13 protein-coding genes are annotated in these 14422 nt (G+C 61.0%); 8 read left to right on the plus strand and 5 right to left on the minus strand.

Annotation, left to right across the window (positions count from 1 at the left end; genetic code table 11):
• Nucleotides 1-4 precede the first annotated feature (4 nt).
• Both AC3D25_RS24035 and AC3D25_RS24040 read left to right on the plus strand, forming a co-directional pair.
• Nucleotides 5-952 (plus strand): dihydrodipicolinate synthase family protein, encoded by a 948-nt coding sequence (locus AC3D25_RS24035; protein ID WP_488890967.1) that lies wholly within the window; start codon nt 5-7, stop codon nt 950-952.
• 7 nt (nt 953-959) lie between these two features.
• A complete protein-coding gene (locus tag AC3D25_RS24040; RefSeq protein WP_488890968.1) occupies nt 960-1907 on the plus strand; it encodes a PfkB family carbohydrate kinase in 948 nt (315 codons plus the stop codon).
• Here the strand turns inward: AC3D25_RS24040 and AC3D25_RS24045 are convergent.
• Entirely contained in the window at nt 1904-3397 is a 1494-nt protein-coding gene (locus AC3D25_RS24045; RefSeq protein WP_488890969.1) for an MDR family MFS transporter, read from the minus strand. The genes AC3D25_RS24040 and AC3D25_RS24045 overlap by 4 nt on opposite strands.
• Before the next feature lie 217 nt (nt 3398-3614).
• Here AC3D25_RS24045 and AC3D25_RS24050 point away from each other — a divergent pair, with 217 nt between their 5' ends.
• The 3 genes from AC3D25_RS24050 (at nt 3615) to AC3D25_RS24060 (ending at nt 6690) form a co-directional block, all read left to right on the plus strand.
• Entirely contained in the window at nt 3615-4319 is a 705-nt protein-coding gene (locus tag AC3D25_RS24050) for a GntR family transcriptional regulator (protein WP_488890970.1), read from the plus strand.
• A gap of 158 nt (nt 4320-4477) precedes the next feature.
• The gene (locus tag AC3D25_RS24055; RefSeq protein WP_488890971.1) at nt 4478-5332 is read left to right on the plus strand and encodes a dihydrodipicolinate synthase family protein; all 855 of its coding nucleotides are present in this window, start codon (nt 4478-4480) and stop codon (nt 5330-5332) included.
• Between the two features lie 35 nt (nt 5333-5367).
• Entirely contained in the window at nt 5368-6690 is a 1323-nt protein-coding gene (locus AC3D25_RS24060) for an MFS transporter (protein WP_488890972.1), read from the plus strand.
• A 14-nt stretch (nt 6691-6704) separates the two neighbouring features.
• Here AC3D25_RS24060 and AC3D25_RS24065 read toward each other — a convergent pair whose 3' ends face one another.
• Both AC3D25_RS24065 and AC3D25_RS24070 read right to left on the minus strand, forming a co-directional pair.
• On the minus strand, nt 6705-7508 hold the full coding sequence (locus AC3D25_RS24065) for a MetQ/NlpA family ABC transporter substrate-binding protein (protein ID WP_488891074.1): 804 nt from the start codon (nt 7506-7508) through the stop codon (nt 6705-6707).
• A gap of 115 nt (nt 7509-7623) precedes the next feature.
• Complete coding sequence (locus tag AC3D25_RS24070; protein ID WP_488890973.1) at nt 7624-8157, minus strand: hypothetical protein; 534 nt, start codon at nt 8155-8157, stop codon at nt 7624-7626.
• An 89-nt stretch (nt 8158-8246) separates the two neighbouring features.
• Here AC3D25_RS24070 and AC3D25_RS24075 point away from each other — a divergent pair, with 89 nt between their 5' ends.
• Complete coding sequence (locus AC3D25_RS24075) at nt 8247-8747, plus strand: DUF2628 domain-containing protein (RefSeq protein WP_488890974.1); 501 nt, start codon at nt 8247-8249, stop codon at nt 8745-8747.
• 149 nt (nt 8748-8896) lie between these two features.
• On the opposite strand, the gene AC3D25_RS24080 is transcribed toward AC3D25_RS24075, so the two are convergent.
• Both AC3D25_RS24080 and aspT read right to left on the minus strand, forming a co-directional pair.
• Nucleotides 8897-10567, minus strand: a complete 1671-nt coding sequence (locus tag AC3D25_RS24080) for a bifunctional aspartate transaminase/aspartate 4-decarboxylase (RefSeq protein ID WP_488890975.1) — start codon at nt 10565-10567, stop codon at nt 8897-8899.
• 47 nt (nt 10568-10614) lie between these two features.
• Nucleotides 10615-12306 carry an aspartate-alanine antiporter gene (gene aspT / locus AC3D25_RS24085; RefSeq protein WP_488890976.1) on the minus strand — a complete coding sequence of 564 codons (1692 nt, stop codon included), beginning with the start codon at nt 12304-12306 and terminating at the stop codon, nt 10615-10617.
• Nucleotides 12307-12753: 447 nt separating this feature from the next.
• Here aspT and AC3D25_RS24090 point away from each other — a divergent pair, with 447 nt between their 5' ends.
• Both AC3D25_RS24090 and AC3D25_RS24095 read left to right on the plus strand, forming a co-directional pair.
• Entirely contained in the window at nt 12754-13287 is a 534-nt protein-coding gene (locus AC3D25_RS24090; RefSeq protein WP_488890977.1) for a DUF3302 domain-containing protein, read from the plus strand.
• A complete protein-coding gene (locus AC3D25_RS24095) occupies nt 13287-14420 on the plus strand; it encodes an HlyD family secretion protein (RefSeq protein ID WP_488890978.1) in 1134 nt (377 codons plus the stop codon). Before AC3D25_RS24090 ends, AC3D25_RS24095 begins: the two co-directional genes overlap by 1 nt.
• Nucleotides 14421-14422: the final 2 nt, after the last annotated feature.

Consider the following 14422-nt stretch of genomic DNA (forward strand, 5'->3'; position numbering starts at 1 on the left):
TTCCATGAGCAATTCCACCCAATCCAAAACTGTCGTCGAAGGGATTATCCCGGTCATGCTGACGCCGTTCGACGACAACGGCGCGATCGATTACGGCGGCGTCGAGCGGTTGATCGAATGGTATTTGCAGCACGGCAGCGACGCGCTGTTCGCCGTCGCGCAATCGAGCGAAATGCAATTCCTAAGCCTCGCCGAACGCGGCGAACTCGCGCGGTTCGTCGTGGATAAAGTGGCGGGGCGCGTGCCGGTGGTCGTGTCCGGCCACATCAGCGACGACCCCGACAAACAAGCCGAAGAACTCGGCGTCGCGGCGGCATCCGGCGCGCAGGGCGTCGTGCTGGTGACGAACCGGCTCGATCCGAAACACGAAGGCACGGAAATGTTTCTCGGCAATCTGAAACGCCTGCTCGCACGCTTGCCGTCCGACATGCCGCTCGGTCTTTACGAATGCCCGGCGCCGTATCGGCGGCTGCTGTCCGACGATGAACTGAAGGCGTGTATCGACACGGGCCGCTTCGTCATGCTCAAGGACGTGAGTTGCGATCTCGCGACCGTCAAGCGCCGCGTCGCGCTCGCAGAAGGTTCGCCGCTCAAGATCCTGAACGCGAACGCGGCCATTGCGTGGGACGCGATGAAGGCGGGATCGGCCGGTTTCAACGGCGTGTTCACGAACTTTCATCCTGATCTGTACCAGTGGCTGCGCAGCCGCAGCGCAGACGATCCCGCGCTCGCGGAGGAACTCGCCGCGTTTCTGGTCGTGGCGGCGGTGTCGGAATCGCTCGGCTATCCGGCGTTCGCCAAGATGTATCACCAGCGGATCGGCACGTTCAATTCCATCCGCTGCCGCGTGATCGATTACGACGTGCGCGAGCGTTTCTGGGCGCTCGATGCGGTGCTCGACAAGATCGTCGCCGGGACCGAGCAGTTCCGCGCGCGCATCGCGGCGCTGTAGAACGGCCATGTCCAGCACTCGCGTCATCTGTCTCGGCTGCGCGCTTTGGGACACCATTTTCAGCGTCGAACACATCCCGTCGAACGGCAAGGTGCTGCCTTCAATGGCGGTGCAGGCGGCCTCGGGCATGGCATCGGCGGCGGCGATCACGGTCGCGCGTCTCGGCGGCGCTGTGAGCCTCTGGACGCGCGTGGGCGACGATACGACGGGCCGGATGTTTATCGACGATATCGGGCTGGAAGGCATCGGCGCGGAAGGCATCCGCCAGATACCGGGCGTGCGGACGCCGATTTCGACGATCCTCGTGGACCGCGACGGCGAGCGCCTGGTCGTGCCGTATTTCGATCCCGCGCTCGATCCCGATCCCGCGTGGCTGCCGCTGCACGAGATCGAAACGGCGGGCGCGGTGCTGTGCGACATGCGCTGGATGGAGGGCGCGCGCGCGGTTTTCGCGAAGGCACGGCAGCACAACGTGCCGACGATTCTCGACGCGGACGTCGCGCCCGTCGACGATCTGCGCGCGCTGATTCCGCTCGCCGATCACGTTCTGTTTTCCGAGCCGGCGCTGCGCTCGCTGGTCGATGCGCCGACGCCGGAAGAAGCCGTGTTGAAGATCGCGGGCGAGATCGGCGCGCGGGTGATCGGCGTGACGCTCGGCGAGCGTGGATCGGTGATCTGGCAGCGCGACGCTGCAAATCATTCGGCCAGACAGTTACGTCATTTCCCGACGCCCCGCATTCGCGCCGTCGATACGCTCAACGCCGGCGATATCTGGCACGGCACTTATGCATTCGGATTGGCGCACGGCTGGGATCTCGCGCGGACCGTGCGAGCCGCGAGCGTGGCCGCCGCGATGAAATGCGAAGTGTTCGGCGGAAGGCAGGGCGCGCCGCGCATGCCGCAATTACTCGGCCGGCTCGCGGCGTGGGATGCCGAGAACCAGGCGGCGCTTTAATCTTCGAGCGGCGCGAACGCTTCCAGCGGCACCGGTTTCGCGGGCGCGAGCTTGATGGCGGGCACCAGCAAGAGCAGCACGACCACGAAAATCCCGATCACGAAGATCGATAGAAACGTCAGGTGCAGCGACTGATGCAGCACCTGACGGATCGCGTCGCTGCCGTCGAGCGCGCCGCTCTGATTCTGCAGCAACGCCTTCAACTGGTCGGAGGTGACCGCCGCGATATTGCCGGAATGGCTCAGGCCGAAGTTCAGGACCGCGCCGAACAAGGTCGCGCCGAGCGTGCTGCCGAGATTGCGCGAGAACAGATTCGAGGCGGTCGCGCTGCCGCGCTGCGCAACATCGACGATCTCCTGAATCAGCACGAGCGAACTCACGCTCGACGTGCCCATGCCGAAGCCCATGATGAGCGACCCGAGCGCCGCGATGACGGGCGAGCTTGTCGGCGAAAGCACGATCAGCATCACCGCGCCGAGCGGTATAAACGCGCTGCCGCCGATCAAGATCCGCCGCAGCCCGAACTTCACGAAGGTCTTCGCGGCGACAGTCGCGCCGACCGGCCAGCCGACCATCATCATCGTGAGCGCGAGACCGGCCACGACCGGCGAACGATGCAGCACGCCCTGCACGTACATCGGCAGGAACGTGGTCGCGCCCATCAGGATCATGCCGGACAGCACGGTCGCGGCGTTGCACGCGGCGATCGGGCGGCGGCTCCAGAGCGCGAACGAGATCATCGGGTCGGTTGCGCGGCGTTCCTGCCACAGGAAAAGCAGCAGGCACACGACACATGCGCCGGCCGCGATGGCCGCTTTGACGAGGTCGTCGTTGCCGAAGTACGTGAGCGACATCATCAGCGCGGCGATCGCGGCGGTGAACAGCGCCGCGCCGGCGTAATCGATGGACGGGCGCGCGTGGCGTTCGGATTCGCGCAGGAACAGGATGAAGCCCGCCGCCGATGCAAGGCCGATCGGAATGTTCATCCAGAAAATCCAGGCCCAGGACATGTCGTGGATGATGAACCCGCCGACCATCGGGCCGACCACCGCCGAGATGGCCCAGACGCTCGCGAGATAACCTTGCACCTTGCCGCGTTCGCGCGCCGGGTAAAGATCCGCGACGATGGTGAGCGTGACCGGCTGGATCGCGCCCGCGCCGATGCCCTGAATGAGCCGGAACGCGATCATCGCGGGCATCGAGGTGGCGAACCCCGCCAGCACCGACCCCGCCAGAAATATGGCGATGCCCACGAGCACGACGGGCTTGCGGCCGTAGAGATCGGCGAGCTTGCCGAAGATCACCGTCATCGCGGTCTGCGCGAGCAGGAACGACGAGAAGACCCAGCTATACAGATGCAGGTCGCCGAGTTGCGCGACGATCTGCGGCATGGCCGTAGACACGATGGTGGCTTCGATGGCGACCATCGCCATTGAAGCCATGACCGAGGCAATAACGAGAGGACGCGACGTTTGGGAGTTGCGTGACATGGGGCGGTTCGTTGGGGAAATGTCGGGTGCGTCACGGGGTTTGGACGGGCCGCACCGCTGGATATTTTCTGGAGTATGGACCCGGCGGCAAATGTCCGCTCAAGTGGGGCGCATGGAGGGCGCGTTGCGGCCGTTCATAAGGCGCGCCGATGCTAACATGTCGGCGCGTAGACGATCGGTAGTCAACGCGTTATCGAGACTTTCAGAGGCCAAAAAAATGAAGCGTGTTGCCGATGACACCGAGCTGCCCGACGAGCGATCCGGCAAGTCGCTGCGGGTGCTCGCGTACCAGAATTTCACGCAGAAAATTCTCGATGGTCATATCAAGCCGGGGCAATTCGTGTCTCAGCGGGAACTCATGGCGCTGACCGGCATGCCGCTCGGGGCGATCCGCGAGATGGTGCCGCGTCTGGAATCCGAGGGTCTGCTCAAGACCGTGCCGCATCGCGGCCTGCAAATCTGTCACGTCGACTGGAAGCTCATCCGGAACGCGTTTCAGGTGCGCGCGGTGCTCGAACGCGAAGCCGTCGCGCACTTTGTCCGCGTTGCGTCGGATCAGGAAATCACGCAGATCGAGCGCGCGCACAAGGACATTCTGCGGCGCGCGGCCGCCCGGAAAATAGACGATCAACTGCTCGACGACGCCCAGACCGTCGATTGGGGACTGCACGACCGGATCATCGATTCGCTCGGCAACGACATCGTTTCGGATATCTACCGCGTCAATAGTCTGCGGATTCGGCTGATCCGGCTGGAGAACACGGTCCTCACGCCGGAAGCGCTCGCGCCCGCGATGCAGGAGCATCTGGAGATCATCGGCGCAATCAAGCGGCGCGACGCCGACGAAGCCGTGCGCGCGCTGTCCGCGCATATCGAGAGCGCCAAGCAGCGCATGCTGGGCAACGCAACGCCCGGTCACTGAATGTCTTAGCAGATACCCTGAACGTCCTCCATTTTGTTTGCCGCCTTGCGCGCGCGTTGATAGTATGACCAACATGTTAGTGCGTAGACGGTGCGATTTCCACCTGGACGCACGCACGTCCACGCTTGCGCCAGCGATCAAAACAATCTGGAGAAACGATGTCGTTCAAGGAACAAGGAATTTACGCCGCGGTCCCGACGCCGCTCGATGCCGACGGCCGCGTCGCCATCGAGCAGTTGAACGCCCACGTCGTTCGGATGCGGTCCGCCGGACTCGACGGCATCGCGCTATTCGGCACGACAGGCGAGGGCCCGTCGTTCACGGTCGCGGAACGGCGTGACACGCTTGAATCCATGTTGTCGCACGGCGTTTCGACCGATCGCGTGATTCCCGCCACGGGCGCGGCGGCGCTCGGCGATGCGATCGAACTCACGCGGCACGCGCTCGCTAGCGGTTGCGCGAACGTCCTGCTGTTGCCGCCGTTTTTCTTCAAGGGCGTGACGAGCGAAGGCGTGGCCGACGCCGTGAGCCGCGTGATCGATGCGGCGAACGATCCCGCGCTACGGGTCATTCTGTATCACATTCCGCAAGTGGCCGGAGTAGGCTTCGACGACACGTCGATCGCGGTTTTGCGAGAGCGCTATGGTCCGGTTATCGCAGGGATCAAGGACAGCGCGGGAAGTGCTGCGCACTCGCTGGCGCTGATAAAAAATCATCCCGCGCTGAATGTGTACGTCGGTGCCGAGAACACGATCGCGGCGGCGACACAGGCGGGCGGGGCCGGGTCGATTTGCGGTCTCGCGAATATCGTTCCGAAGCACATCGTGTCGCTGTACGAAAGCAACGACGCGGCCTCCGCCGCAGTGGTCGATGAGTTGATCCGCCATCTCGCGGACAAGGCGTTCACGTCGGAACTGAAGTCGTGGCTCGCGGACACTTACGAACATGAAGCATGGCGACGCGTACGCGCGCCGCTCGTCGCGAGTCGGAGCAGAATCCCGGTCGTGATTTAGGCGCTGTACCCATAAAAACATAACGGAGACGAGACATGGATGTTACGACTGCGGTTCGCGCCACGCCGCCGCGCATATTGCGAAGCCAGACCGTGGCGCTCGTGCTGTTGATGGTGAGCGGCATCATCAACTATATGGATCGCGGCACGCTGGCCGTGGCGAACGAATTGATCCGCGGCGATCTGGGCCTGTCGCTCGGCCAGATGGGCATCCTGCTTTCGGCGTTCTCGTGGAGCTATGCGCTGTGTCAGTTGCCGGTCGGCGCGCTGGTCGATCGGGTCGGGCCGCGCTGGCTGCTCGGGATCGGCTTGGTCGTGTGGTCGATTGCGCAGGCGGCGGGCGGATTGGCTTCGTCGTTCGGCTACTTCATCGTCGCGCGGATCATTCTGGGCATCGGCGAAGCGCCTCAATATCCCTCGGCCGCGCGTATCGTGAGCAACTGGTTTCCGATGCGCTCGCGCGGCGTCCCGACCGGTATCTTCAATTCGGCGTCTCCGCTGGGCACGGCGCTGGCGCCGCTCTGTCTGTCGATATTGATCGTCGCATTCAACTGGCGCTGGGCGTTCTTCGTGACGGGCGCGGCGGGACTTGTCGTCGCGGTCGTGTGGATCGCGCTGTATCGCGATCCGGTCAAGTCGCGCATGACCGAGGCCGAGCTTGCCTACCTCAGCGACGATGAAAGCGCGTCGCGCGCACCCGCACCGAAACTGACCTTCGCGGAATGGCGCAAATTGTTTTCCTACGGCACGACGTGGGGCATGCTGATCGGCTTCTTCGGTTCCGTGTACCTGAACTGGGTCTATCTCACGTGGCTGCCCGGCTACTTGCGAACCGCGCGTCACATGAGCCTCGCGCTGACCGGCGTCGCCGCGTCCGTGCCGTTTTTCTGCGGCTTTTTAGGCGCGCTCGTGGCCGGGTATCTCTCGGACCGCATCACGAAACGGAGCAGTTCCCCGGTGTCCGGGCGCAGAACGTCGCAAGTCATTTCGATGATCGGCATGGTCGTGTTCACCGTGCCCGCCGCGCTTGTGGAAAGCAATACGATCGCGCTCGTCTGCATCTCGATCGTCATCTTTCTGGCCAATGCGTCGTCCGCGTGCGCGTGGTCGCTTGCCACCGCCGCCGCGCCGCCTAGCCGGGTCGCGTCGCTCGCGTCCATTCAGAATTTCGGCGGCTTTCTTGGAGGCGCGCTCGCCCCTATATTGACGGGCTACATCGCGCAGACGTGGTCGTTCGTTCCGGCGCTTTTGACTGGCGCGGGTATCGCGTTGATCGGCGCAGTGGCTTATCTGTTGCTCGTTCGCGATGCCATTCCCGAGTATGAGACGGATGCCGCGTCGGTGCGGTTACATGCATAGGCGCGTGCGTCGCCTTACGGGTTGCTCGTGAAATAAGCGGGCAACCGGAAGCCGTCGTAGAAGTGATTGTTGCGAATGACTTGCTGGAATTCACCCGACCGATACGCCGCGACGATATCCTGCGTCGCGCGCGCGTCGCGGTTCGCGGCCTTGACGACGAGTTGGTTGATGTAGGGCGGCGTCATCTGTTCGAGCGCGAGTGCGTCGGTGAGTTTGTAGCCGCTGAAGATCGCAAAGTTGCCCTGGATGGCCGCGAAATCGACGTCATCGAGCGCACGCGGCGCTTGAGCCGATTCGAGCGGTACGATGCGAATATGCGCCGGATTGGCAATCACGTCGCGTTCGGTGACATCGACGGGATTCGTGCTCGGACGAATTTTGATCCAGCCGATCTGCTGCAGAATCTTGAGCGCGCGTTCGAGATTGACGGGGTCGTTCGGAACCGCGACACGTGCACCGCCCTTCACCTCGGCAAGCGAGCGGTGCTTCTTCGAATAGAGTCCCATGGGCGGCGTAGGCACCTGAACCACGCCGACGAGATCGGTTGAATTACGATCGTTATAGGACTTCAGATAGACCTCATGCTGCATTACATTGGCGGCGATCTCGTTGCGGTACACGGCTTGATTCGCTTCAAGGCCGGTGCTGAATTCGACATACTTGACCGTATAGCCTTTCTTCTTCAATTGCGGCTCGACGCCCAGACGGAATTCATCGGCGTAGGGTCCCGGCACGAAGCCGATCTTCAACTCGGACGCAGCGTTCGATTCATTCGCGCGGGCGCCGAGTGCGGTGAGCGTCGAGAACGCGAGCAACATCACGGAAAGTAACGCGGCGATTCCCTTGGGCATGGTGGCTAGGCGCGGCAGTGGCTAAAGGAATCGAGTATAAGAATAGCCTTCGCGATATCGCCAATAACGAATTGGAAGATCCTTAGCGCGTTGGTGCGGGATTCGATTTCGATCGCGTCTCATAAGGTAGCGAACCAGAGTGCGGATGGGTAGTCGTATTGTCGATAATCCGCTCTACGTCCGCTGTTTTCGCTAGTTCATCAAGGAAGCGCGCCGCATCGAAATCGGGCGAAACGCAGCCTTGCACGTAGATAAAGCGTCGCTGAATCATGATCCATAGCGACGTTTTCTCGCGCCATGTCGTGATCGCAGCGATGCCAGCCAGCCGCCGCTTTAGCGACTCTGCTATTTCCGGATCGTAAAGATAAGCGTTGGACAAACGGCAGCGCCCTTCGATCCAGCAGCTATTTCCACGCTCGATACGATAATGCGCTTCGTCGAGCCATTGCTTTCGTGTCGTAAGCGGTCCTAGCGGCGCGGGACACTGCGCGATGGATTGCGATATCTGGAAGAACGGATCGTTGCCGCGGTTCAATAGTGATTCGTCGGCGCGCGCGATGTTGCTTGCTATCGTGGCGAGCGCGCAGTATAGGCAGGTTCTAAGGCAGGCGTGCATCGATGCCTCCGAAAATTGCGGATCGTTCGGTCCCGGCCGTAGAAATACCACCGCTCGACGCTTCGATTACGACGTGACAGGAACAGGAAATGACGGACAAAGCCGCTATCGATGACAGTAGTGAAGCGATTTTCGTCGGAAAGAACGCGACGTATTATCTAAACGAATGGACGCGTGTCGATCGACGTACGCACAAGATGTCGTGGAACTGGGCGGCGTTCTCCCTTGGCCCGATCTGGCTCGTCTACCGGAAAATGTACCGGCAAACTCTGTTTTTCGTGGCCGGTTTCGCGCTGCTCTGCTGGGTTGCGAGTTTTGTGGGCCTTGCGGGTTTTGTCTCGGAGAGTCTGTCCTATTCATCGAGCATTGCGTTCGGAATCTTCGGCAATCTCCTGTACAAGACGCACGCTGAACGGACGATTCAGCGGATCGAGTCCGACGCGGCTCCGCGTTCCGAGATTGCGGCGCGCTTGCGTCGAAAAGGTGGCACGAGTTGGTTGGCCGCGCTCTTGTTGACCGCTGTCAGCATCGTTATGGTGTATGCCTTTGTTGCTGTGCCCGAAAGTTATATTGGGTGGCTTCCGGTTTAACGGTGAAAGCGCGCTTCCCGGCTTCCAACGCCGTGCGCGCACCCCATACTGCTCAGCAGCGGAGCGGTTTAGCCCGACTGACCCGCAACGCGGGTCACCAGGTCCACGATGACCAGTTCAAAATCGGGCTGCCCTAAGGTCGATGAACGCTACAAGGTTTTCCCCGGCTCCAGTTTGCTCCCGGTGGCCTCGTTGTAGCGCCTCACATAGTCGTCCATCAGCGAGCGTATCGCCCGGCCAATCTGGCGATAGTCCGACTCGTTCAGGTTCGCGAGCGAAATCCGGCCGGAACGGTGCTGGGTTCCGAATCCAAGACCCGGCAGCAGCACGACACGCGCTTCCTTCGCGAGCTGGAAGAGCAGTTCCGACGGTTTCGTGTTGTCTTCGAGCCACTTGACGAACTCAGGTCCGTAGGCACGTCCGCCCAGATAGTTGAGGTCGAGTATGGTGTAGTAATCGACCTGATTCGGGTCGTTATCCTCGAACGAGATGCCCACCTCCTCGAAGAGCGCTCGCTTTCTCGCGCGAATCACACGCTTGAGCGCCGCTTTGTACGCGTCCGGCGTGTCCATCAGCGAGAAGAGCGAAAAGAGGACCATCTGGACCTGTTGCGGCGTCGAGAGGCCCGCCGTGTGATTCAGCGCGACGGTACGGCTGTCAGCCACGAGACGGTCAATGAACTTCAGCTTGTCCGGCTCCGTCGTGATCGACTCGTAGCGATGATGAAGTTCGGCCTTCTTGTCTTTCGGCAACTGAGCGATCAGCCGGTCGAGCACGTTGTCCTTGTGAGTCGCGACCGTACCAAGGCGCCAGCCCGTCGCTCCAAAGTATTTCGAGTACGAATAGACCAGAATCGTGTTCTGCGGCGCGAGCGCGAAAAGCGATACGAAGTCGTCCGCGAACGTGCCATAGACGTCGTCCGTCAGCAGGATGAGGTCGGGCCGTTCCTTCACGATATCGGCAATGTACTGAAGGCTTTCGTCGCTGAGCTTGACCGAGGGCGGATTGCTCGGGTTAACCAGGAAGAAAGCTTTGACCTTCGGGTCGCGGAGCTTGTCCAGTTCTTCGTTCGAATACTGCCAGCCGTTCGCGACATCGGCGTCGAGGTTCACTACGTTGAGCTGGTAGTCGTTGAGCGTCGGAATCTCGATGTACGGCGTGAAAATGGGCCGCCCTAGCGCAATCGTGTCGCCGGCCTTGATGAGGTGGTTTTCCTTCATCGTGTTGAAGATGTAGGTCATTGCGGCAGTGCCGCCCTCGACCGCATAGATGTCGAAGTCGCCGACGAACGGATGCTTGCCGATCATCTCGCGCCGCAAGTATTTCCCGACGATGATTTCGGATAGCTTGAGCATGCGATCCGGAACCGGATAGTTAGAGGCAAGAATGCCCTCGCACATTTCGTAGAGAAAATCGGTCGCCGATAGCCCCAACTGGTCGCGCACATACGAAACGGCGCCAGCCAGAAATTTGATGCCCGGCACGTCCTTGTTTTCACGCACAAAGAGCTCGAACCGTTCCGTAAGCCCCTCACGCTTCGGAAAGCCGCCGAGGCCTTCGGGCATGTAGGCAAATGAGCGCTCGGACTCGCGCATGGCGAAAAGCCCTAGCTGCCAGAAGCCATGGCGCGGAATCGTCGCCAGAAAGTTTGGATTGCCCCGGCCGGCGTTGAGCATTGCGGCGTTCGCGGGCCGGTCGACCGCACTGCCTCCAGCGGCCTTGATCAATTCGTCCTTGAGCTCGAACGGGCTGAGCGACCCGAGCCCCGCTGCGGGTCCAGATTCCTTCTCATGCTTGTCATGTTTCTCGTGCTTGGCCATCGATAACCTCCGCGATTGATTCAGATGAGTGGAGCCGCGTGAGCGCGCTACGAAAGAAGCATGACGACCACCATGCCCCATATGGTCAAAAGGGTATTTCCCACCGCGTAGGTCACGGTGTATCCGAGCCCCGGCACCTGGCTCTTGGCGGCGTCCGTCAACATGCCGAGCGCCGCCGTCGTGGTCCGGGCGCCCGCACAAACGCCGAGCAGAATGGCCGGGTGAAAATGAAATACATACTTGGCGATAAACATTCCCAGGATGAGCGGAACGGTGGTGCAGACGATGCCCCACAGGAAGAGGCTGATGCCAAGTTGCTGGAGGCCCGTGACGAAGCCGGGTCCCGCCGTGATGCCGATGACCGCGATGAATATGTTCAGGCCGACGGAGTTCATGAACCAGACCGTTGGTTCGGGAATCCGGCCGAAGGTCGGATGGATCGCCCGGAACCAGCCGAATACGATGCCTGCGATCAGTGCGCCGCCAGAGGTCGAAAGCGTGAGCGGGATGGCGCCGACCCTCAGAACCAGGGAGCCGATGAGCGCACCCGCAGTGATAGCCAGGGCGACGAACGCAACGTCGGTCACGCTGGTCGCCCGGTCGATCACACCGAGCGATTTCGCGGCGGCCGTCGTGTCCTGGGTACGGCCGACGATCGTGACCGTATCGCCGCGGTGCAGCACTGTCTTCGGTAACACCGGAATCGGCGTTTCAGTAGGGCCGCGCTTTATTTTCCGGAGGAAAACTCCGCGTGCGCCCGGCAAATGCGCGAGTTCCTCGAGCGTCTTCCCGTCCACGGCTTTTGCGGTGATATACACATCCACGCCTTCTGCAGGAACCGCGAGGAGCTCGGGGTCGTCGACTTCCGCCCCCCTGCTTGTGAACAGAGCGACCAACTGTTCGCGGCGGCCGCCGACCGCAGCGATATCGCCCGCTTTCAACTCCATATCGAGCGTGGCCTCGTGGATCGTTCCTCCCCTGCGGATTCGCTGAATAAAGAGCCGCGTGCCTGTCGGGACGCTTGCTTCCGCGGCGGCGACCGTCATGCCCACGGCGGGGCCGTCCGGCGCAATCCGGTACGCACGAAGCTCGAACTGATGCCAGGCCTGTCCAGCGCCCCCCAGCTCCTGGCCGCCGCTCAATTGCAGTTCGTACTCTTTACAGGCAGCGACAAGGTCGATGCCGAGCAGCTTGGGTCCGAGCGTCGCGAGAATGACCGCCGACCCGATCGTGCCGAAGATGTAAGTGACCGCATAAGCGGTCGGCATCGCATTAAGCAACTGCTTCGCTTGGTCGGGCGGGAGTCCTAGACGATTGATGGCATCGGTCGCAAGCCCCATTGATGCGGAAATAGTCTGAGAACCGGCGAAAAGGCCCGCAGCCGACCCGATGTCGTACCCGGCGATTTTCGCGGCGGCAACTGGCACCGCGAGGCACAGAACGCACTGGATTACCGCAAATAAGGCCTGAGGCAACCCGTCTTTTGCGATACCCCGGACAAATTGCGGACCCACACCGTAGCCCACCGCGAACAGAAACATGAGGAAGAAGACGGATTTGACGTTAGGCGAGATCGTGATTCCCAACTGACCGATGGCGATTGCGGCAAGCAAGGTTGCGGTAACCGCCCCCAGGCTAAAGCCCTTAAAGCTCTTGCCGCCGACCCAGTAACCAATCCCCAGCGAGAGAAAGACTGCAATTTCCGGATACTGCCGTAGTGTTTGTGCAAGCCAGGACATGCGCGCTCCTTTTACGAGGAGGCGGCGAATCGCCGCCGGGGCTTAGACCAAATGAGCATTGCTACAGGTTTGCATCGCCTGCGTCGAAAATCCCACACCTCCGGACAGGAAAGCGATGTTTCAGAGGTCGGGCGGCGTCTATGACCAATACTCTTTTCTGGACCCAAAATGAATATGGGCGGAGCGGATTAGTTGTAACGTCGGTTTTGGGTCGTGAACGCCACGGGTTTCGAAAAGAGTCGCTAGGCCGGAAAATCACTAGCAATTGGGAGAAGCGACTTAGCGCTTTTCGTCATATCGGAGAAACGGCCCTGGACACGCTTACGGGCGGCTGAGGGTGGCCTTTACAAACCCAGCCGACTGCGATATCTAAAATAGCTGCGGCTGAAATTTTTCGCAGTAAGCCCCGCAAAGTTTCGATGACATGGACATTGGAGGCCGCTCGGGATGAAAGTGTTACTCGCATTCTTGGCGGCGGTTTTGTTGTCTTCCCCCTTGAATTCATACGCGCACGCTTCGAGCAAGACCGTCGATACAATTGCCGACTGGCTGGCGATTTTCGTGATTGTCGTCGTCCCTATTGCAGGCATCGCAATCGTATTGATGATCCACGTGTTGCCGGAAAAGATTGCGGAACGTAATCATCATCCGCAGAAAGCGGCAATCCAGATGTTGTGTTTTCTCTCGCTGGTATTCGGCGGCCTCTTATGGCCGCTCGCGTGGCTTTGGGTCTCTCTGAAACCGCTCGGCTATCGAATGGCCTACGGCACCGACAAGCACGACGATTTCTTCATCGAGGCGAGAACCAAAGCCCGAGAAGGAAAGATTACAGCCGATGAACTCGGCTACGTCCTCGGCGAGCTGGACGCCATTGCCGCGCGAAGAATCCTGCCACCCGAATTGCAGCGTGTGCGCGACGAACTGCAGCTTTTGCTGGCGACCGCGCCCGCCGCGATGAGTGCGAGCAAAGGAGCGACCTGATGGAGTTGCTTCTCGTCGGCATTTACGCTTTTATCGCGTGGCTCATCTTCTCGAAGTACAAACTGCTTCCCTGGAACATCGTGACCGGGTCGATCACGATCGTGTTGCCGATTATCGGGCTGACGGTGCTCGTGCTGACGCTGAATGTGATCGCGCCGGCGTCCGAGGACGTGCGCGTGATTCGCTATGTCGTGCAGGTGGTGCCCCAGGTGCGTGGCCGTGTGATCGACGTGCCGGTTGCGGCCAATACGCAGGTGCATAAGGGCGACGTACTCTTCAAGATCGATCCGACACCGTTCGCGCTGCAAGTGAAGGCGCTCGAAGCGCAACTCGTCAATGCGCAAGGATCGGCCAATAAACGCACGCAGGATCTTGTCGCGGCACGCTCGAAAAGCGATGCGGTACGCGCGCAAATCGCGCTCGCGAAAAAGCGTATTACCGAAAACCGCGAGCTCGTCGCGCACGGTGCGGGCGATCGCTTCGCGCTCGAACAAGCCGAGATGAGCCTCAAATCACTGGAGGCCGATCTTGCCGGCGCACGTGCTCAGGAGGCGCAAGTTCGCGCCTTGCTTGGCGCGACAGTAGACGATGATCAGGCCGAGGTCGCTCAAATCCGCGCGCAACTTGAATCGGCGCGCTGGGACTTGTCGCAGACGACGATGTTCGCGCCCGCTGACGGCGTCGTCGTTAATTTACAGCTACGGCCCGGTTCCGTGGCTTCACCGCTCGTACTGAATCCGGCGATGACTTTTGTCGAAAACGACTATCAGGTGATTGCGTTGTTCGACCAGAACGAGTTGCGCATGGTGGCGCCGGGCGACGAAGCGGAAATCTCTCTTAAAACGATTCCGGGCAAGGTAATCAAGGCGCAGGTCAGGTCGATCATATGGGCGCAGGGGCAGGGCCAGTTGACCCCGACCGGCACGCTTCCGCTGACCGGCACTGAGCCGACGCCGCCTGGTCGCTTCGCGGTGAGACTGGATATCGCGCCGGAGGAGCGCGAGATATTTCTGGCTGCTGGCGCGCGCGGCCACGCGGCTATCTATACCGATCATCTCGAAGAGATTCAAATCCTTCGCAAGGTGATTATTCGCGTGAACGCGTATATCAATTATCTCGTGCTGAAGGTGTGACG

It is taken from the genome of Caballeronia sp. SL1002, assembly GCF_057814995.1.